Origin of the sequence: Catellatospora sichuanensis (assembly GCF_007483665.1) — a bacterium.
Lineage (GTDB): Bacteria > Actinomycetota > Actinomycetes > Mycobacteriales > Micromonosporaceae > Catellatospora > Catellatospora sichuanensis.
The window spans coordinates 40,383-60,694 of the sequence record NZ_ML660183.1 but is presented as its reverse complement, the minus strand read 5'-3'; the positions used below and the strand labels follow the sequence as shown (position 1 = coordinate 60,694).

The 20,312-nt window shown below is 64.4% G+C and carries 14 protein-coding genes; 8 read left to right on the top strand and 6 right to left on the bottom strand.

Translation table 11 applies throughout. The features are described from left to right. Window positions 1–10 precede the first annotated feature (10 nt). From FLL47_RS00185 to FLL47_RS00155, 7 genes are all read left to right on the top strand, one after another. Complete coding sequence (locus FLL47_RS00185; protein ID WP_144118333.1) at window positions 11–349, top strand: hypothetical protein; 339 nt, start codon at window positions 11–13, stop codon at window positions 347–349. A gap of 706 nt (window positions 350–1,055) precedes the next feature. Next, window positions 1,056–2,129, top strand: a complete 1,074-nt coding sequence (locus tag FLL47_RS00180; RefSeq protein ID WP_144118332.1) for an ROK family protein — start codon at window positions 1,056–1,058, stop codon at window positions 2,127–2,129. Between the two features lie 18 nt (window positions 2,130–2,147). Then, window positions 2,148–2,921, top strand: a complete 774-nt coding sequence (locus FLL47_RS45075) for a carbohydrate deacetylase (protein ID WP_144118331.1) — start codon at window positions 2,148–2,150, stop codon at window positions 2,919–2,921. An 8-nt stretch (window positions 2,922–2,929) separates the two neighbouring features. Further along, a complete protein-coding gene (locus FLL47_RS00170) occupies window positions 2,930–4,198 on the top strand; it encodes a pentapeptide repeat-containing protein (RefSeq protein WP_186315489.1) in 1,269 nt (422 codons plus the stop codon). Between the two features lie 116 nt (window positions 4,199–4,314). Continuing rightward, complete coding sequence (locus FLL47_RS00165) at window positions 4,315–5,253, top strand: ROK family protein (protein WP_144118329.1); 939 nt, start codon at window positions 4,315–4,317, stop codon at window positions 5,251–5,253. 12 nt (window positions 5,254–5,265) lie between these two features. Then, complete coding sequence (locus tag FLL47_RS00160) at window positions 5,266–6,738, top strand: alpha-amylase family glycosyl hydrolase (protein ID WP_144118328.1); 1,473 nt, start codon at window positions 5,266–5,268, stop codon at window positions 6,736–6,738. Between the two features lie 406 nt (window positions 6,739–7,144). After that, on the top strand, window positions 7,145–7,846 hold the full coding sequence (locus FLL47_RS00155; RefSeq protein WP_222105923.1) for a PIG-L deacetylase family protein: 702 nt from the start codon (window positions 7,145–7,147) through the stop codon (window positions 7,844–7,846). A 128-nt stretch (window positions 7,847–7,974) separates the two neighbouring features. Here FLL47_RS00155 and FLL47_RS00150 read toward each other — a convergent pair whose 3' ends face one another. Further along, window positions 7,975–9,312: a helix-turn-helix domain-containing protein gene (locus FLL47_RS00150; protein ID WP_144118326.1), complete on the bottom strand. Its 1,338-nt coding sequence runs from the start codon at window positions 9,310–9,312 to the stop codon at window positions 7,975–7,977. A 496-nt stretch (window positions 9,313–9,808) separates the two neighbouring features. Between FLL47_RS00150 and FLL47_RS00145 the strand changes: the two genes are divergently transcribed. Continuing rightward, a complete protein-coding gene (locus FLL47_RS00145; protein WP_186315488.1) occupies window positions 9,809–10,195 on the top strand; it encodes a recombinase family protein in 387 nt (128 codons plus the stop codon). Between the two features lie 68 nt (window positions 10,196–10,263). On the opposite strand, the gene FLL47_RS00140 is transcribed toward FLL47_RS00145, so the two are convergent. Genes FLL47_RS00140 through drmA form a run of 5 tightly spaced genes read right to left on the bottom strand, consistent with a single transcriptional unit; the run spans window position 10,264 to window position 20,311 of the window. After that, complete coding sequence (locus FLL47_RS00140) at window positions 10,264–11,790, bottom strand: serine/threonine-protein kinase (RefSeq protein ID WP_144118324.1); 1,527 nt, start codon at window positions 11,788–11,790, stop codon at window positions 10,264–10,266. Between the two features lie 32 nt (window positions 11,791–11,822). Then, window positions 11,823–13,811 (bottom strand): N-6 DNA methylase, encoded by a 1,989-nt coding sequence (locus FLL47_RS00135; RefSeq protein WP_144118323.1) that lies wholly within the window; start codon window positions 13,809–13,811, stop codon window positions 11,823–11,825. Between the two features lie 5 nt (window positions 13,812–13,816). Then, entirely contained in the window at window positions 13,817–14,590 is a 774-nt protein-coding gene (gene drmC, locus FLL47_RS00130; RefSeq protein WP_144118322.1) for a DISARM system phospholipase D-like protein DrmC, read from the bottom strand. A gap of 13 nt (window positions 14,591–14,603) precedes the next feature. Further along, complete coding sequence (drmB, locus tag FLL47_RS00125) at window positions 14,604–16,493, bottom strand: DUF1998 domain-containing protein (RefSeq protein ID WP_144118321.1); 1,890 nt, start codon at window positions 16,491–16,493, stop codon at window positions 14,604–14,606. Then, window positions 16,493–20,311, bottom strand: coding sequence for a DISARM system helicase DrmA (gene drmA / locus FLL47_RS00120; RefSeq protein ID WP_144118320.1), 3,819 nt, complete (start codon window positions 20,309–20,311; stop codon window positions 16,493–16,495). The genes drmB and drmA overlap by 1 nt, the downstream gene beginning before the upstream one ends. Window position 20,312: the final 1 nt, after the last annotated feature.

Here is a 20,312-nt window from a genome sequence, read left to right as displayed (position 1 = left end):
AGGTGCAACCATGGCGGCCGACGAGGCCCTTGGGCCGGCTGGCGACGACCCGGCACTGTCCCGGATCACCCGCAAACACCTGGAGACTCTCGCCACCGGCGCAGCCGGCACCGCCTGGCGTGAGCTGGCCCGCGACGTGCTCGCCGGCCGCGCGGACGTGCGAGAGGCGCTCGATTCCGCCGCCGCGAGAGACACTGTCCGCCGCGGCATGTCCGGATTCCTGCGCTGGCGTGAGGAGATCGGTCCTGAGGAGTTCTCCCGTTACGCTGGTGACGCTCGACAAGCGGCCCGGAAGCTGCGCGAGCGGATCGAAGCCGAGCGCGACGCTCCGCCGCATGATGGGCGGTAGCCGTGCCGGTTGACAGAAGCCCGGGTCGCGAGGCTCGCCGCGCTATCTCGTGGTTCATGTGCGTGCTGTATGCCGTATCCGTGACGTCGATGTTCGCACTTGCGGACAGGGTCGGCCTCTTCGGCGGACCGCGATCGGATACAAGCCTGCCGTACTGGATGGCGGTCATCATTCCCAACGTGCTGTTCGCTGCGGCGTTGGTCTGCGCGGTCAGGACACTGCTCGGACGAAGTCCTGAGCGAGAGTGGCGTTTCGTCACCTGGTCGGTTGGCCTATTCGCAGCCGGCGTTGGCATAACGCTCCTTTTTGGATCTACCATCGGCTACTGAGTTGCCGTGCCAAGGTGCGTCGGCGACCTGTTCAAGGGAGCTTTCGAGCACGGCGATGTGGTCGTCGGTGGGCTCGACCGGGCGGGCTCAAAGACAGCAGTCTAGGAAAAGCCTCGCGGCCTCGCCGTCTTCGTCGAGCCGACATGGCGTGCTCGCAGATACAAGTCAGATCAAGGACACGTCGAAAACCTTGAGTGACCGGATCAGTGCAACGTGCTGTAATTGCGTGCATCCCGGCGACATGCCGCAACCAGAGGTGGTGACCGTTTGATCGCTGCATTGCCAGGCAAGAATCGGCGCTTCCGACGACTTCTCAGCACGACACATGACGGCTCACCCACAATCGACCCCTGCCCCCTTCTGCGGGGTGCAATCTGATGACCCGCAAAGCCGAACAAGGGCGGCTAATCCTGGTCGCAGCAGCTGAAGCTACGTATGTTAAGCAAGAGGTTGTCGAGCTTACACCTGCCGGCCTGCAGCGTATCCCCATACCACCGAGCAGCTGGGACTGTACGCCTTTCCTAACTGATCCGACAGGCCTCAGACTCGCCGAGGAGATGGTTCGGAGAGTTCGGACGCTTTCCGGCGAGATCGGAAAGATCTTCGACAACGTCGTAGTGACGCTACCCGGGACCCTTGAGAGTCATACAACAGTACTTCGCTCAACGAGGCTCGGAATCCGCGAAGCAATCGACTTAGCTGCCGAATTCAAGCGCCTAGGTGCGCCACAATGCCACGTGTTCCATGATACTGAATGTCTTGCCCTGGGCGAGGCCCGCCACGGTGCGCTGAGGGGTGCGAGTCTGCCGGCAGCGCATGAGAGTTTTGCGTACATTCTCGTTGATGAAGGGGTTGGTTCTACGATCTTCATCGATGGCAAGGTTCTTAAGGGAGCGGGGTCAGCCGGCCACTTGGGCCGGCTAGTCGTTGAACCCGACGGCGCATATAACAAGACGTTCGCGTCTCGAGGACCGCTCGAGGTCTTTGCGGCCCGACCGTGGATCAGTCAGCACATCGTTGGCGAGTATTTGGCCGAGCAGGGTAAACAAGGTGCAAAATCCCCATCCAATAACGCCTTTCGGGCCACGGTGGCGGCCGCCGCGGAAAAGGACTGGAGTGCCCTGACCGTTCGCCAAGTTGACATGGGAATGAAGTCAGAGGATCCAATAGTCCTCACGGTACTTGAGAATGCAGCACAGTACCTCGGCCTCGCCGTGAACGCAGTAATTACGATCGTAAACCCGCCTTCAATTGTCCTCGGCGGAGCGATGATCGAGCAACTGCCGGGATTTGCCGACAAGATTATTTCATATGCCCGTAGATTCTCGTGGCGCCTAGCGTGGAATCGAACGACCATCAGCATTGCCACTCTGGGTCGCGACGCGCAGGTATTAGGGGCTGTTGAAATGCTGAAGGACGTGCTCCACCCCGTGGGACAACAAAACACATAAGGATAAGAGGTCATTGGGATGAAGAGAATAGTAATCAACGGAGATGACTTCGGATTAAGTGACGGAATTTGTCGCGCGATCAGAGAATTGCTCGACGCCGGAGCGATCTCGAACACGACACTTATGACTGCAGCCCCGGATGCGCTTGACCGGTGCCGCAAATGGCGGGTACCTGAGCTCCTCGGAATCGCCGGGGTACATTTGCAACTGTCAGGTGGTGCGCCGCTTTCGCCGTTGTCGGAGGTATCCAGCTTTTCTAATCCGGCATCAGGCAACTTCCTACCCAGACAAAGCCTGACGAACGTCAATCCGGTCGAGGTCGAATCAGAGTGGAGACGACAGATCGAGGCTGCGGCGGACCTCCTTGGAGGGCGCCCTACTCACCTCGATAGTCACCAGGGTGTGCATCGACTCCCCGGCTGCTTCGACGTATACCTATCCTTGGCACGAGAATATGGACTGTCTGTACGAGGAGGGATGGGCGAGGACTACGTCAGCAGGATGAAAGCGAATGGCGTGGTTGGAAGCACCGTTCTTCTACGTGAATGGACTGGTGGATTCCATGGGACCGATGAGCTAAAAGCCACTCTCGTGGCAACAGCGGCCAAGATGGAAGACGCTGATGTCGTGGAACTTGTAACGCACCCCGCTTACTGGGATGAGTATCTTCAGAGCCACTCTTCTCTAAATCTCGGTAGAGAGGGTGATCGAACGAGCCTTCACGAACTCGCGACCGAAGGATGGCTAGCTCGCAACAATTTCCGCATGGTGTCATTTCCATCTCTTGCATAGGTTGCGACATGGCGTCCGTGGAAGCGGTAGAGCGTCTCCTGGCTGGGGAGAATGCTTGGCAGACCTACATCAACGAAGCCCCTGAGCGCGCAATCGACCTCACGTTTGCCGACCTACGCGGTGCCGATCTGCGCCGGCGCACTTTTAGGCGGTGTGATCTGACAGGCGCCCAGATGACGAACGCGAATCTAGACGGCTCAACCTTTCAGACGTGCCAGCTCTCGGCGGTCTCGCTCGACAACGCCAGCCTCGTTGCCTGCCGCCTAACAGAGCTGCATGCAACCGACCTCAGCCTTAGAAACGCAGTAGTGCGCGAGACCACCTTAGATCAAGTAGTCCTCTCCGTGGCAGCGATTGACGATGCGACCTTCACGCGGTGCCAGTTAACAGCGTGCCGTTTCGAGGGTTTGTCGATGGATAGGACAACCTTTACAAATACGAAATTGCACAAGACGACGATCCGGGATGCAGCCGCATCACACACCAGGCTGGACGCCTGCACCTTCGAGGGCTGTGAAGTCACGAACTTAGAACTCAGCGAGCCGTCCATCTGCGAATGCGTCTTTAGGGCATGCGACATAGCTGAGTGGAACCTGTCACTTGGCTTTCTTCGGTCTTGTGCAATGACTGAGTCCAGGATACGTCGACTGCACATCACTGGAACAGAAGTCACTACCCTCAACCTCAGCGGCAGCATAGTTCAAGAGATCGACCTATCGCAGATCGGCCCCTCGACCGCGACACTCCTAGACACCGCATTAATAGGCTGCGTCTGGCCAAATCAAACTGGCAAAGTGAGCGTGACGGGACGCTACAGTCCGAGTCCGTCGCTACTTGGGCAACCGGTGCAGGACATTAAAGGAGTGCCGCCGATCATCCGACGCGCCACTGCAGATGCACAGTATCTGACCCGAAAGCTGGATCTCGCCACGGGACGTATGGCTCGCATAATGTTCCGCCTGTGGGGAGCTACTTCGGCCTACGGTCAGAGCGTCGGCCGCCTCGCATGGTGCTCGCTGCTAGTCATTCTCATTCACACCCTCGCTCTGCTTGCAACTCGTGGACAAATATTCGGAACCTACTTTCATCCAAACCTTCTAGGAAAGGCATTTGGGCTCTCAATTCTTTCGTTTCTTGGGCTTAGCGGAACAGAATCGCCGGCGACGAGTGCCTGGGAACAAGCCATAATCATTAGTGTGCGGATACTCGGCTTCGTTGGACTGGGTATCTGGGTCTCAATTTCAGCGAACAAGCTGAACAAGTTGTCAAGCGAATAGGCTTGAGGAGTTGCGCACGGTGTCAAGCGGAACTACGGTATGATCAATTTACATGACCCTTGAGGTCCTAAATTCAGCAGGCTGCGCCACTCGCACTATACAGACAAGGTAGGGCAATGAAGGTCTATGCCATCGACATCGGCGGCTCCTCCGTAAAGCACGCGCTCGTCGAGGTCGTCCAGAATCACGGTGCCCGCATTATCGATTCCTACGACACCGTCCAACTGCGTTCGAACGCGTTCGAGGATCTCAAGGAACAGATTCTCAAAACCGTGTACCAAACCCTGGCTCTGAATAAGTCGCTAGACGTGGTCGCTATCAGCACAACTGGTTCCGTATCGCATGATGGCACGGTCATTAATGCCGGACATTTTGCAGGGTATAGTAACGTTTCTTGGGGCAACATTCTTAAGGCCGAGTTCCGCCAGATCAAACGTGTGGCGACGTGCAACGATGGTCGCGCTTCGGCCTGGGCGGAGTATATCGCCCAGGGCAAGAGCGCCCAGGTCTTTGCGCACTTTGTTGTCGGAACCGGCGTTGGCGGCGGAATTGTTCACGGTGGCCAATTGCTGATAGGTGACCATTCTGCCGCCGGAACATTCGGGCATATTAAGGTCGATCTACAGTCGGACCTTGTCTGTAGTTGCACACGCATAGGGTGCGTAGAGATGGTAGCAGCGGCACCTGCAGTAGCACGGTATTACAGCCGGTCCCTACGAACACACGAGGCACTCACACTAGACGACGTCACTGCCGCCGTGACGCAGGGAGACGACCATGCTGAGGCCTCCTTTATTGCGGCCGGATCATGGCTAGGTGTGGCGATAGGTGACGTCATGAACATCCTTAATCCGGGGATCATCACCCTCGGGGGTGGTGTGATTCTCGCATCCGAAAGCATTCACAAAGCTAACGACGGCGGACCTTATGTCCGTGCTGCTATCGAGCGTGCAAGAGCAAACTCGATCCGGCGGATCTCCGCTCAAACGATTGTCAGGCCTGCTGTGCATGGAAACGACGGAGGCATGCTCGGCGCCGCGTTACTCGCTTGCTGATCGGGTGAGACAGTGATCTTCCTAGCCGCGTACCCACAAAGCTTCTCTTCGAGCCACCAAGGCTCTACACCGCTCGGGGATCTGTGCACGCAATTGCCGTCGATCGTCCCGCCATCCGTCGGCCTTCATCTTCTTCCATTTTATCCGAGCGAGGGGGACTGGGGCTTCGCGCCTAATGACTGGTTTAGTGTCCTTCCGACATATGGCACTTGGGACGATATCCGTAGTATCGCTCTCCAGAGGAAGGTGATCGTTGATGGGATTTACAACCATGTTGGCTTAGGCCATCCCTTTGCGGCTTCTTTCTTCAGCGATCCGCATCACAATAATGACGCAGTGTACGGATTCCAGGTCGACTCCGAACTCAGCTGTCCAAGGTCTCCACGCGGTGGCCCGGTTCTCAGGTCGTTCCATATTGAAGAGAAGCGTTGGCAAGTTTGGCAGACGTTTTCTGAGTCTGCAATCGATATCCGCCTAGATAATCCCCGTGTCCTCGAGCATATACACAGGCATCTAGAGTTGTTAGTCGGACACAACATCTGGGGATTACGCCTCGACGCCCCGGCGTACTATGCAAAGTTTATCGACCAGCCTCACCGCCATAATCCAGACGCCTACAGGCTGAGCCGCATGATCGCCGACATCGCTCTTGCTCGTGGGCTCGCGGTGACTGCGCAACTGGATTGCGACGAGCATGGAGTCAAGTACTTTCCGAGGAGCGACTATTCTGCGCCCATTGTTGACTATGCTTATTCGGCGTACCTCGTATTAGCATTGTTGACTGCAGAGACATCGTCGTTTGCGGAGCATCTGGAAAATACGTGGCACCTTCCGAGCGTTGTAGTTAGGGCACCGCGTACGCACGATGGAATTCTGCTGAGGTCCAAGCTTCTTTCGGACCGTGCCAAGAAGTCTCTGCTAGAAGCTGTGGCAGGCCACGGTGTGGATGTGCGCGTAATCGACAACGACGCCTACGAAGTCAACAGTTCGCTTCCGTACCTCTGCTCGCTCGGCACTGATATTGCGGGAATGCGTGCGCGCATTGAGCTCTGCGTGGCTGTGAGCGCGTTCATCCCCGGGTGGTGCTGCCTTTATTTGCCGTTTGTCATGGGAGATCTTCCAGAATATCGGGCGTTTGGTCAGTCGGATCCACGTTCGCTAAATCGACAACCCATACTCGACACGGCTAGGAGCGAGTACGTAGAGTCCGGGGCTATGTCATCGATGTACAAACTTCTCGAGTCCCTCAATCGAGTTCGAGGCTACTTCAATGGTGTTGACGCGCTAACCGGCGACTTCGTTGAGGTGCCAGCGCCCGGATTGCTTCTGATAAGCCGTCCACATGCCAGGTTGATGCTTGTTGCGAATTTTGATACTTCGCGCGCCGTCTCTGTGGAACGCATTGTAAAAGGTGATCTTGTCGTCGGAAGACGAGCCCAGGGTGCCGAGGTCTTACCCCTCGGCTTCGGCATTTGGCGATACTGAGCATACTTTTCGTGATCGATTCGTACGACGTGCACCGCCATGGCAACTTTCCTGCCGGCCTCGGCCGTTGCTGAGGGCCGTCAAGTGCGGGCCTTCACGCGGCACTTTGCTGGCGGAGCACCGCTGCCGGCCTCTTCGATGTGGACTGTGGATTGACATGCCCAAGGTGTTCGCGATGTTCGTACGGCCAGGAGGCAAAGTGCGAACGTCTGGACTCTCGTGAGTCACTGCTTTGCCTTAACGAGATCCCGCTGGCCATCGGGCGATTGCTCTGTTGGGGGAGGTAGTGTTCGCCGCACGAGATGCAGTCTGCGTCGCAGGCCTACCTGACCCGTTTGGCCAGGCAGCTCAGTAGGGATACCGAAGGAGTGGGGGAGTGAGGGCGTCCGGCACCGTGGATGCGTACGTGGAACGGGTGCTGGTGGTCATCGCACATCCTGATGACGCGGAGTTCTGGGTCGGCGGCGTGCTTGCCGACTGCACAGCCCGGGGCACCCAGGTCACCTACGTGGTGTTGACGGATGGTGATGCTGGCGGCTATGACCCAGATGTGCCGCGGGGCGAGATCCCTAGGGTGCGCCGAGCCGAGCAGCGCGGCGCGGCAGCGATCCTCGGTGTAAAGGACATCCAGTTCTTGGGGATGGCCGAGGGCAGCCTTACGCATCCCAATACTTGGCTTCATGCCGAGCTCGTCCGCGCAATTAGGCGTACGCGCCCGCAGCGGCTCATCACGTGGAGCCCCGAATGGAACTGGTCGCGGTTCCGCAGCTGCCATCCCGACCACCTTGCCACCGGCACGGCGGCGCTGCGTGCGGTGTACCCGGACGCCGGTAACCGGTTCGCGATACCAATGCTGCTGGAGGAGGGCCTCGAGCCCTGGACAGTGCCGGAGATCTGGCTGTTCAACTCGCCGAGCCCGAACCACCATGTGGAGGTCGGGCACTGCCTGGACCAGAAGGTGTCAGCCGTCGCCGCACACGCGAGTCAGATTCAACATCCCGAGGAGCTGGAAGCTAGCATCCGTCAGCGGCTGGAGGAGAACGCCGCAGCCGCGGGCCTGCCCCTCGGCAGCCTCGTCGAGCTGTTCCAAGTCGTGCAATCGGGGTAACGGCGCGCCAGAACTGCGCATGTGACAGCCCGCCTCGGTGCGCACGCTCTCGTCCATCTTTGCAGAGGCATCGAGTTCCGGATCGACCCCGCTCCGCTTCGGCGGCCCGGCAGCGCCGACTTGAGCGGTTATTGGGGATCAGCGGTGGCCAGGTACTCGCGTGCGCTGTCGCGGAACGCCGACGTCGCGACCGAGCGTGCGTCATCGAGTGCCGTCGCGAGCGTCTTGACCTCGAGGTAAACGTGCCGGGACTGAAGGTTCCATGTTTCCTTGACGATTGTGGAGCCGACGTCGGCGGCTTGATCGAGGTCCCCGATCTGGGTGAACGCCGCCGCCAGGATCGCTCGTCTCTGCGCCCTGGTCCTGATGTGGTCGGCATGGCAACCGGTGATGGCAAGCTCTGCGTATCGCACGCATACTGGTCCTTTGCCCATGTCTCGGTAGACGTGGGCCGCGTGACCCCATAGGCCGCCCTCGTTGAAGTCGATCTGGTCCGGGCCGTCATCGACGCCTTCCGCTGCTTCAAGCGCCTTCTCGGCCATGGCGAGGGCGTCAGTGGCCGACGCCTCGCGCTTCATGGCACCCTCGGCCATGGCCTCCATCGCCGCGAACATGGCCACCGCGCGCGGCTGACCGGCTTGCGTCGATCCGATACGCGCGGCTCGGGCCAGGTCCGCTGCGATTTCAGCCTCGCCGAGATGCAGCATCTGGTGACTCATGGCGCTGAGCGCCCGGCCGCCGAGTACACGGTTGCCCGCCGCCTGGGCAAAGCCCAGCGATTGGCTGAAGTACGCGCGGCCGAGACGGTGATCGCCGGCGTCGTAGGCCATCCAGCCAACGTCGAGCGTCACCTCCGCAACCAACTCGAACAGGGCCTTGCCGGTCTGTCCGGTGAAGCTGCCGGTCAAGAGGGGCGCGAGGTCCCGGCGGAGCAACCTACGCGCAGAGGGGAAGGCCGCACCGCCACCATGCATGTGGTCGACGGCCTTGAGCGTCCGGCGTGCCTCCCGGATGCGTTCGACATCGGCAAGTCCCACGTGTAGCGGGCCGTGACGTGGGGGAACGGACCGCTCCGACGCCAAGAGCCAGCGGAGGGCAGCGACATTGCTCGCCATTCCTTCCTCCGGGGCAAGGGCCGAGTCTGTCAATTGCGAATCCCACAGGGGAGTAGCGGACCGTTGGAGGCGGTCGGGGTCGGCGGTCCATTCGAGGTTCCGCGGAGAGCCTGTCGGGGCCAGTCCCAGTTCGAAGCGTGCCCTTGTACCGTCGTCTGCCCTGGCCAGCGCCGTATCCAGCACCGCCTGCAATTCCGGACGAGGGCAGATCTGTGGATCTGCGTCCCATGCCGACACGGTCCGCGCGCCGACGCCGAGAAACTTCGCGAAGTTGCGAACGCTCAGGCGATACGCCTCGCGAAGGATTCGTGCCTCGCGGCCAGTCCAGCGGCGCACAGTCGCCATACCCATCCCCCTGATGATCCTAGCCGTAGGGCAGGTCTGGGACACATCAACGACCGACCTGCGACGGACCTGCGACAGCAGTCCGTTGTAGACGATGGTTGTTGGCGGGACGCTGGTCAAGCACCGGGACGCCGACGAATTCGCCTCATCTCCCTGGCTCGCACCCCGAGGAATCGAGGCCGAATCGATCGTGGAACCTCGGTGGCCGGAAGGCCCCGGCCGGACGCGACAGCTGACTCCGTCCGGCCGGGCGCCTCGTTCGAGCCGACGGGAGACGCGAGTTGACGACCAGCGGAAAGAAAGATTCCGAGCGTGACATCACGCTCGCGAAATGGATCATCAGAACCCATTGCCCGATTGCCTGGCCTGAGGGTGACCGATGTCTGAACTGCGCAGAACCGCACCCTTGCAGGTTGAATCAGTGGGGACGAGAGCTGCTCACGGACGCGGGCTGGAATGAGGCTGATATCACTGGTCTCGACGCGCGGTCAGGTGCATGGTCATGACCGACGCTGCCTTACAGCATCCGGGGGAGTCAACGGAATCATCATCGCCGGGACCGGCATTTCGTGGAAGCCCGGTCGTGGGATACGTCCGTTCGACGGCCCGTGGCGGCGCTGACCTCGAAAGCTTGGTGGAACAAGTCCGCAACTACGCAGACAACCACGGCTTGTGGCTCGCTGACGTGGTTCGTGACGAAGGGACGAGTGCCGTTGCCGCCTGGCGGCCGCGTCTCGAACAGTTGATCCGCGATCTCGAGCAATGCCGTTATGCGGGAGTCGTGGTGCCCGACCTCGATCACTTCGGCAAGCCTAGAAGCGCTGGGCTGCGTGTGTTGCACCGGATTGAGGCGACGTCAGCCTGGGTCGCCTTCATCGATGCCAGGTGACGTTGAAGGGGACATCCCGGGAGGCCGGCGCTTGAGTTTGAGCCTGCTGCCGACTGGTTGAGCCACGGTCACCGAACAGCCGCATTTTTCAGCAGGTTCCGAACCTCCACGACCTCGCCGTGGTCGGGACCGAAGGCGTTCACCAGGTCCTCTAGCAGGAGTTGGAGTGTGCGGCCGGCCGCCTCGTTGTCGCCGACGCCAAGCTGTAGAAGACCGATCTGTCGGCGCAGTTCAAATGTGCGCGGATCGTCGGGGCCATCGATCCGCTGGCGGTCGGCGAGTAGATCGTTCAGCTGAACCAACGCCCTGCTGCTCTCGCCGAGCATAGCGTGGCATCGGGCGATCTGCAGGCGGCAATCCAGCACCTGTTCGGCGTCCGAGCCGTATCGTTCTGCCAGGTCCCGGGCGAGTTGGCGGAACTGGCGCGCGGCCGGCCGAAAGTCCCCCGCGTCGAGCAGCACGTTGGCGTAGAGCCCGCGGAGGCTGATGACGTCGTCGTCTGCGGCGCCCAGCGCCCGTGTCGCTGGCTCCATGACGCCGCTGATCAACTCGGCGGCGCTGCCGTAACGGGAGTTACGCATCAGCTCCTCTGCCCTCAGACGGATGGCGTCGACGTCGGTTCGCTGCATGGCGGGACGGCTCTCCGCAGCGGCGACGCCGGCGGGTGCAGACGGCAGCGCGAACATGCGTTCGATCACGGTTCCGTACATGCGCAGAGGACTTGCCTGCGATGCCGGGTGCAGTACGGGCAGGGGCGGCAGACCCTCGACGTACGGGAGCAGCGTGGCGTAGACCTCCTGCGCGCCGACCGGTCGACGCTCGGGCTGCTTGTCCAGTAGGGCATCGAGCAGCCGTTCCAGACCTTCTGGCGCGTCGGCGCGTAGCTCGCGCACTGGGCGGTGGCGCTCACCGACCTGCTTGTTCATGATCGTGTAGTGGTTGGGCCCGTTGAAGGGCGGGCGGCCAGTGAGCATGTCGTAGAGCGTGCAGCCGAGCGAGTAGAGGTCGGTCTGAGCAGTACTCGCCTTGCCAAGGATCTGCTCAGGGGCCATGTACGAAGGTGTGCCGAGCGTCTGGCCAGTGTGCGTGATGCGGGAGGTGTCGGCGGCGTCCATGGCGACTGCGAGCCCGAAGTCGAGGACCTTGACCGCGCCATTGCCATCGATCATCAAGTTGCTCGGCTTGAGGTCGCGGTGTATCAGCGAGGCGCTGTGAGCTGCGGCGAGTACGCTGCACACCTGCGCGGTGATCGCGGCCGCCCAGCCGATCGGCAACGTCGCCTGCTCGGCGATGAGGTCGGCGACGCTGATCCCGCGGATGCGCTGCATCACCAGGTAGGGCCGGCCGTCATGGGTGCCCGCGTCGTGGACCGCGGGTACACCCGGATGCTGCAACCGTGCGGCCAGGCGCGACTCGCGTACGAAACGCTTGGTCAGATCGGCGTCTGGTTGCCCTTCGGGGAAGCGGATGAACTTGACGGCGATCTCGCGGTCGAGGCGTACGTCTCTACCGGTCCAGACCTCTCCCATGCCGCCGCGGGCGAGGGGATGCTCGTCGAGCTCGTAGCGTCCGTTGATGACGATGCGCTCGGCCACGTTCCCTCCGCTGATGACGACGCCGCTTCCGTTCAGCCTGCGTTCGGCGGCTCGAGGCTGCCTGCGGTTAGGCCAGCAAATCCTAGTCGTAGTAGCTCGTGTGCGCGTGACGTCGCCTCGTGCAGTGTGTCCTCGAATGCCATGAGCTGCTTGAACGCGGCACCATACGGGCGTTGCTCAGCAAGCGTGAGCCGGGGTACGGCTAGGCGGTAGGCGTCGGATCTGGAGGATGATCCCGCGCCGCGCGCTGCCGGTTCGCGCAGCGCGGCCAGGAGGAAGCCCGCCAGAAAGTAGGGGTCGAGGCGTTGTTTGTCCACCCGAACCAACAGCAGTTGTGGGCCAAGGAGGGCCCCGCCGGCGGCGACGACGCGCGCGGCAGGTTCGCGGCTCGATAGCGAGATGACCACGTCGTCTGGTCGGATGATGACCGAGCCCGGCATGGCGATGCCGCGGCCGGATGGTTCCGTGCCGCGGCGGACGTCTCGGGCGTTGAGTAACGTGTCTGGTCCGTCCTCGCTGGTCTTCAACGGCGCCTGGTGGATGCTGACCATGCCGGTCTTCGCCAGCTCGGCGAGCGTTGCAGTTGCCGAAGGCAGTGCTTCGACCGCTGAGGTAAGCGCTGGGAGTGAGGCGGGCAACCGCTGAAGCGTGTCCGCCAGCGCGGCACGAACCTCGGCGAAGTGCATATCGTGCGCGGACGGCCCGGCGCGGACGACACGACGACGGGGGCCGACGTCGACATCCTCGTCGAGGAGATCGATCACCGGTACGGCGAGCGCGCCGGCCGGCATCATGGCTGCCGGGTCTGCGCAGAAAGTCTCCCAAGCGGCCCGCGCGGCGGCTGCGTCGTCCGCCATGTCGACCAGCAGCAGGTGCGATCGCGGCGGCTGCTGCGGAGACGGACGCTGCAGCACCCAGAGGTCTTGCGGCGCGGCGACCGTGGTGCTGCCGCCGGCCGCGATCACAGCGCGCAGTGCCCCAGACCGGAGAAGGTTGCTGCGGATACGCCTGCCTGCGCGGCGATTCGCAGCTGCAGCGGGCATTAGCACGACCGCGTAGCCACCCGGCTTCACTCGGGCCAGGCAGTGCTGTACCCACGCGAGTTCCGATTCGCCGCGTGGGGGCAGGCCGTACTCCCAACGCGGATCGTTGACCAGCTCCTCGTAGCCCCAGGCGCGCTCGGCGAACGGAGGGTCGCACACGATCGCGTCGACGATTTCGCCGGTGAATGCGTCCGCGGTCAGGGTGTCCCCAACGGCGACGCGTGCGGGGGTGTCGGCGAGCATCAGCCGGGCGGCAGCGATCTGGGCGAGAACTCCGTCGACTTCCTGGCCGAGAAGGCGCGTCGCACCGGCCGCGCGGGCGGCGAGTAGCAGGCCGCCGGTACCGCAGGCTGGGTCGGCCACGGCGCCGTGCCCCATTCCGGCGAAGGCGACCATGAGTTCGGCCAGCGGGCCGGCGGTCGTGGACAGCCGGCGGCTGTGGACCTCGGCGTAACGGCTGTAAAGGAACTCGAACACCTGCCGAGCGTCCTGATGGTGGGCGGCCTCGGTGGTGGCTCGCACGACAGTCAGCCATGCGTCGTCCCAAGTCTGGGGGAGTGATCCTGGCAGCTCGGGGAGGTGCTCGCGTATCGCCGGGGTCAGCCGCCGTGATAGGTCTCGATCCGGTAGCTTCGCCAGCGACTGCCAGGTGCGCGATGATCGTTCACGCAACGTCAGGACAGCGCCGACGCAGCCTAGGAGGTCGCCGAGCTGCAGGTCGTCGATCGTGCCGCGGATCTGCTGCCATACCCGGTCCGCGGGCTGGACCTCGAACGTCCGGCCGTGTTCGGTGAGCCATGCCTCGACGTCCGACAGCAGGTAGAGCGGGCTCGTCGCCGTGCCGCCCACCGGCTTGGGAAAGTCGGGGTAACGCCGCCGCCAGTTGCTTACCGCGGCCTTGCCGACACCCGCGAGCCGCGCGATGTCGTACGCGGCGACGGTGGCGGAATCAGGCGTGGCGGTCTCGGCTGGCGTCATGATCGTCATTCTCCCCGACGCAACCGGACCAGCACGCCGGCGGTCTGCAGCTGCGTGATGTGTTCGGCCGCCCGCTGCGGTGCGGTGCCGCCACGGACGAGCAGGCCTGCCTCGATGTTGCGTCCTACGCCGGACTGGGTGAGGTTGGCGCTGGACACCAGCAGCGTCCGGCGGTCTGCGACCGCGATCTTCGCGTGGGTCCTCGCGCCGCTTTCGGTCCGCTGTTTCGGCGGCCAGTGCCACAACTTCACCGCGGCGACGGAGGCAAACGCATCGGCGGGTTCGGGCCCGTGGAGCGCACCGCCTGCGCCCGCCAAGGTTTCCACGACGATGCTCACCACCACGCCACGTGACACCGCTTCGGTCAGGGCCGACAAGACCGGCGAGTGTGCGCGTGCGGAGTAGGTCATCATCAGGAGCTCATAGCGTGCCTCCGCGATCACGTCCACCAGCACCTGCGCGGTCGCCCGTACGGGCACCTGGTGCGTGCCTGGACCGCTCCACACGGACTCGATACGGACCAGGTTCTGCCCCGCAGACCTACCCGCCGCGAGGCCGCGCAGGTAGGCGGCGGCTTCCGGGTCGGAGATCCCGGTGGCGCGCGCGGCCTGGATCGTCGCCATCGCGAGCTGAGCGAAGCCGGGCACCGGCACCGCGTTGACGGTGGCCGCGGTTGGCCAGCCCGCGCCGAGCCGGTCGGCCAGCGTTCGCAGGTGACTGGCGCTGAGCACGGCGGCGGCCTCGGCCGCCGCCGACTCGAACTCCTCCGACCAGGTCATCTCGTCGTCCAGGTCATGGCAGCTCGGGGAACAGCGCCACGTCGGTCCCGTCGATCGGCACCACGAACCGGCGATCGAGGAACCTGTTGCCGCGCTCGCAGGTCGTCTCCGAGACGAACAGGCACACATGGCACGCGGCGCCGTGCAGGTACTCTGCCGGGTACATCGGCAAGCGCTCCGTGCAGAGCGGGTCTGACGAGCAGCGCATCGCATCGCGGAGCGCGCGCCGCGTGAGTCGCACGAGCTGGTCCGGCTCGGCCAGCGAGACAAGGCCACCGAGGGTGCCCTCGGCGTCGGGCACGGCGGTATAGATGAGGATTCCAGCGCGGGCATCGGCGGTGCTGGCGTAGATCCGCTCGGACAGGCTGGCCGAGCTGTAGCCACACTCAAGCGCGATGGTCCGGATGAGCATGTGCGACAGCGTGTGCAGGGCGATGTAGCGCTCGCCCGGCCACAGCCGCATCGGCTCGAAACCCTTCCCGAGTCGGTCGGTGTGCCGCGCCCCGCGGAACCGCACGTAGGCGCCCTGGTGCTCCGCCATCGCCGCGGAGGGTCCGGCACGCTCCTCCCAGGCGGTGAGGAGGTCTTCCGACAGCCGCAGGAAGATGCCCTCTCCGCGCACCTCGCTGGCCGGCACCCACGTGACGTTGCCGAGCGCCAGCGGCGCCCGTGTGACGAGATCCGGGTCGTCCGGGTCGGGCGCGTCGACACGGGTGAAGCCGATGAGCGCCCTGACCTCACGCAGCCGTTCGGCCTGGACCACGTCGGCGTAGATGCCCTTGAGTAGCTCGGGCACGCCTGCAGGGTCGCGGCGCAGTGTGAAGTCGTCGGTGGCCGCTGGCAGCTGCTTCGCCGAGAAGATCTGCCACTCGGGCGTACGCAAGTCGGGGTAGCCGTCCTTCTGCGGGTCCGGTGCCGGCGTGGCGCGCCGCTTCTCGACCGCGGCCCAGATCTCTTCGTCGGTCCACTTCTCCAGCGCCTTCAGGGAGGGCACGTTCGCGCGGGCGTAGGGCAGCATCGCTGCGCCCGGCAGGGTGGTGAGCACACCCCACAGCTGCTCAACCTTCGTGTCCAGCTCGGCGGCGTTGGTCCGTGGCACGGCCAGCGCGGCCATGGTCTGTGCGAACCACTGGTTGGACGCACCGACGACGAGCACCTTCGGGTCCCGGGTGCATCCTGCGGGGTTGTACCAGCCCAGATGCGGGTGACGACCCCGGCAACGTGGCAGCCTCTCCGGCCCACGCCGGCCGAACACCTCGCGCATGTTGCGGCGCTCGTTGCAGCCCAGGCACTGGATCTCGACGTTGGCGCCGAGGTTGCCTCCCCGGTCCTCCATGCGCATCCGGGGGTGGCTCGCGTTCGTGCAGCCGCCCCCGCGGTGGACGAAGTGAACGTAGGGAAACTCGTCCAAATGTCCGGCGCCGCAGGTCAGCACGAAGCGTGCTGCGACGGCCAGCGGCTTGCGGCCCTTCCTCTTTCGGGCGCAGTTGTCGTGGTAGAAGCGGGCGTCATGCGGCTTGCGGGGCTTGTCATTTTCGAAGCCGAACACCTTGCTGTCGGTCGGCGCGAGCTCGTTGCAGACCGTGCAGCGCAGCCATGCCGGGAACGGCACCACCGGGACCCCAACGCGTGATGCCGGGCCGGTTGGGTCGCTGTCGATTCCGTCCAGCCACGGGGCCGGGCGTAGCTGCTCGATGTTGCCACGCAGCAGGGCACGCACCGCGGCGAGCAGGCGGGGTTCGGCGATCGGCTCCCACTCGGGCACGGCCGTGTAGTTCCAGTCGTCGAGGCCCCGGACCAGCACCGAGAAGTTTGGCAGGTCCACCAGCGACCCCACGCCGGTGGTGAACATGATGTGGCTCGGACGCACTGCACCAACACGCCTGCGGTAGTTGACGGTCATCAGCGGGCTCCCCCGGTCAGCGTCGTGTCGCCCAACTCGTCGCCCGCGGGCAGGTCGTCGTCGGTGATGTCATCGGCCTGGCCGGTGAACGACCACCCTGGCGAGCCGTACTGCGGGTTGAATATCTCCCCGCCGCCCGGCAGCAGTAGGTTGATCTCATTCTCGGTCTCCCGCATGGACTGGCCGACCGTCTGGTCGGTCCACTTGCCGCCACCGGCCTGTTCCAGCAGGCCGACGAGCTGCTGCTGCTTGGAGCTACCCTGCTTGTAGCCGAGGCGGGTAGACCCGGTTCGGGACAGCTTCCACCGGTCGACGACGGCGTTCAGCCGCTCCTCGAGGTAGCCGCGGCCGCGGTCGCCGGAGATGGCCTCTGCCCTGGCGAGGAGCCGCCGTATGACCCGCTTCACGCCGGCGCCGTCGAGGGGCACGTCATGTGCGTCGGTGTTGCGCGAGTGGGCCTCCTCGATGTTGCGCACCGCGGCCACGAACGTCGCCATGGTTGTCCGGTCCAGCGACCGCCGGGTGTACGGGGTGACCGACAGCGCCTCCACCTGCCGGTAGAAGGTGGCGTGGTAGTACTCGAAGTCCTCGTAGTGGGCCAGGTCGCGGGGCCGGGTCCAGTTGTAGAGGGTCACCACCAGCCCGGGCCGGCGCGCGTCGCGGCCGACCCGTGACGACGCCTGGATGTACTCGGCGGTGTTCTTCGGCTGGCCCGTTACGACCATCAGGCCGAAGCGGGACACGTCCACGCCGACCTGAAGCATCGATGTCGCGAGCACCATGTCGACCGCCTCCCGGTCCTCCTTCAGCCGGGTCGAGTACCGGTCGGCCAGCGGGTGGAACGGGGTCTTCTCGGTCAGCGCCCTGCGGATCTCATCGTTGATCGCCGACCTGCGTGCCGAGGTGTCCAACTCCGGATCGAATCCGATCTCCAGGCGCTTGAGCACTTCGCTGATGTCGCCCGAGGAGATACGCGAGGTCAGCTCCTGGATCGCCAGCATGCGGGTGGCGGTGACGAGCCGGTCGGACAGGCCCTTGCGACGGCCGTGTGACCGCACGCGCGCGGTGACCTGGTCGTCGAGGTAGCGGCGCATGCCGGCCAGCTCGCGTGTCGCGCTGAAGTAACCGACCGTCGTCATGTACGGGTCGGCCGGTGCGCCGTACCTGTCGAAGAGGGTTTGCCCAGCCAGCAGCAGGATCTCGGCCAGCCGGATCTCGGCAGACTTCAGGCGCACGCCATGCGCGCAGATGCCGAGATAGCGGCGGCCCGGATTTTCCAGGGTGACCGGGACCTGGCGGCTGAAGAAGGTGTCCGCGATGTCGATCACCGGTGGGGGGAACACGGCCAGCTCGCGGCCGAAGACCCCCAGCACCTGCTCGCGGGCCCGCTTCGTGGTCGCAGTCGAGGCGACGATCTTCGGGCCGGTTTCCGCTCCGCCCGGCGTCTGCCAGGTGCACAGCTCGTCGACCGCAGCCTCGAACAGGCCCACCGTGGTGCCCAGCGCGCCCGAGATGAGGTGCATCTCGTCCTGGATGATCAGATCCGGCGGTCGCAGCCGCATCACCGGCTCGGTGAGCGCTGCAGGAAGCGAACCCTTCGCGTTGTGCCGGTCCGCACACTTCACCCGCGAGTCCAGGTCGTCGTGACGATACCCGTGACGCGGGCAGCGCCGACGCGCCCGGCCGAACAGGATACCCGCGTACCCCCGCCAAGGCAGCTGTGCCAGCTTGTCCACGGTCGCGATGACCAGGCTCGGCGCGTATCGGTAGATCTCTTCGTCCACGGTGAGAATCGGCAGGCCCTCGTCGCACTGGGTGCGCGAGAATGGGCACGCGTCGGCGCCCTCGGCGTTCGAGCACCACAGCAGGATCCGGCGCAAATCGTCCTTCGGCTGCAGGTTGTGCTGGGCGCGCAGCTTCGTGCCACACCACGGGCAGTTGAGCGTCTGCAGCACGTTGGTGTACTTGCCGTCGCCCGCTTCCCTCGCCTCGGCGATCTGCTCGGCCGCCTCGTCGTACCAGTTCGGCGACACACTGCCGCCGACCCACAGCCCGATCCGGAACGGCTCAGCGCCCCAGGTGCTTTCGTCGCGGCGGCGCAGCACCTCAGCCGCACACACCAGCGCCGAGGCCCGCTGGAACTGCTGAGCGGTAAGCAGGCGCAGCGTGTACCGCATCAGCACCGCGACACCGGCAGCGCCGCTACGGGCCCGCTCGCCCGACCCGATGGTGCCCTGCAGCCGCCGGATCGCGAATGTGAACGCAGTCAGGCCGAGATAAGCCTCGGTCTTGCCGCCACCGGTCGGGAAGAACAGCAGGTCGACGGTCGCCGTGTGGTCGGCGGCCCGCTCGGCGTGCGTCGGATCGGTCAGCGACGGCAGGTTGAGCAGCACGAACGCGAGCTGGAACGGCCGCCACGAGGCCGCCGACGGCCCCTTCGCCGCCACCTGCTGTCGTGCCTCGGGGTAGGACAGGCCCGGTTCCTCGCGCAGGCGTGCGACCTCGGTGTGCCGCCGCTGCAGAGCCATAGCCTCGTTGGCGAACCGGAACGCCGCCAGCGCCTGCGCGTGCCCCGGCACGGCGGCATCGGTCAGCAGCTCGATGCCGGCGTGGATGCGTTCGGCCGCGGCCCGCGCCGTGAATACCGCCGACTCCGCTGACGCGCGCAGATGGACAGGCAGCTCGGGGATCTGCGCCGCCTGCTCATCGAGCCAGGTTACGTAGCGCTCGGCCAGCGGCATCAGCTTCTCCCGCAGCTGACCGACACTGGCGGCCGCGAGCGCATCCATGGAGAGGTCGACGCCGGCCAGCCGCTTCGCATCGGCCACAGTCGCGGCCACGTCGTACGCCGGGAGCCATGTCGTCTCCAGCGCAGTCGCACAGCGCTCGTCCCTGAGCACCGTCGGGTGCACGGCCACGTTGTGGCCGGAGGCGTAGCGGCGCTGCGCCCGGTAGAGCAGCCGCAGGTGAGTCTCCTCTTGGTCGTCGGAGACGCCCTGGACCTCGTCCTGCGGGTCGTCGATCGGCAGGAACACCGGCGTGTCCCCGTCCAGGGCGGTCACCCTCAGCGACGACTGGAACAGCCAAGCCGTGTCAGCGTTTGCCTGTGGCTCGATCTGCGTGTTGATAAGCGTCAGCTGTACTACGCGGCGACCGTCGCGGGGTCTGACTTCGATACCCAGCAGCACGCCTGGCTGATCCGGATGGTCGGCGGTCAGTGGGATCCGGTCGGAGGGTTCGCCGTCGAGCCGGACCTCCCTGGCGTACGCGACGGGCTCGCGTACCCAGACGGAACGCTTCTTGCCGTCGTCGTCTCCGGATTCGCGCTTGTCATAGCGTCCCCACAAGGCCTTGACCGACAGCACGTCGACGTCCACGGGAACGGCGAACGACATGCCCATCGACGATGCCCACATTCGGCCCAGGTTCTGCGGAGTGATGATCTCCGGCAGGTCGGCGTCGGTCGCGTCGCCCTGGACCGTCGTGTCGAGGTCCTGCACGTCGTCGGGCTGCTTGGCGGCGGCCGGGCGCTGCTTCGGACCAATCATGCCGACGAGGTAGCGCTCACGCGGGCCCATCGCGCCCGGCCGGAACTCCTCCCACTCGTTGCTTTCCCATGGACCGAGCAAATCCTGTCGGACTAACGCCTCTAGCTCGTCTCGGACCTGGAAGGAGCCGGTCGGCGCGAAATCCTGCGGTTGATCCAGCGGCGACGCCGCAAGCCGAGCGGCGCTACCACCGTCTCGCTCGGGTACGGCGAGCATCTGCTGCTCGCCGCGCGGGTGTGGGAAGAGGGACTCCTGCCCATCCATCGTCATC

Coding starts and splice junctions, on each gene's coding strand:
- drmA (WP_144118320.1), bottom strand. CDS start 20,311: ATGACGATGGATGGGCAGGAGTCCCTCTTCCCACACCCGCGCGGCGAG.
- FLL47_RS00185 (WP_144118333.1), top strand. CDS start 11: ATGGCGGCCGACGAGGCCCTTGGGCCGGCTGGCGACGACCCGGCACTG.
- FLL47_RS00135 (WP_144118323.1), bottom strand. CDS start 13,811: ATGACGCCAGCCGAGACCGCCACGCCTGATTCCGCCACCGTCGCCGCG.
- FLL47_RS00170 (WP_186315489.1), top strand. CDS start 2,930: ATGGCGTCCGTGGAAGCGGTAGAGCGTCTCCTGGCTGGGGAGAATGCT.
- drmB (WP_144118321.1), bottom strand. CDS start 16,493: ATGACCGTCAACTACCGCAGGCGTGTTGGTGCAGTGCGTCCGAGCCAC.
- FLL47_RS00150 (WP_144118326.1), bottom strand. CDS start 9,312: ATGGGTATGGCGACTGTGCGCCGCTGGACTGGCCGCGAGGCACGAATC.
- FLL47_RS00180 (WP_144118332.1), top strand. CDS start 1,056: ATGACCCGCAAAGCCGAACAAGGGCGGCTAATCCTGGTCGCAGCAGCT.
- drmC (WP_144118322.1), bottom strand. CDS start 14,590: ATGACCTGGTCGGAGGAGTTCGAGTCGGCGGCGGCCGAGGCCGCCGCC.
- FLL47_RS00165 (WP_144118329.1), top strand. CDS start 4,315: ATGAAGGTCTATGCCATCGACATCGGCGGCTCCTCCGTAAAGCACGCG.
- FLL47_RS00145 (WP_186315488.1), top strand. CDS start 9,809: ATGACCGACGCTGCCTTACAGCATCCGGGGGAGTCAACGGAATCATCA.
- FLL47_RS45075 (WP_144118331.1), top strand. CDS start 2,148: ATGAAGAGAATAGTAATCAACGGAGATGACTTCGGATTAAGTGACGGA.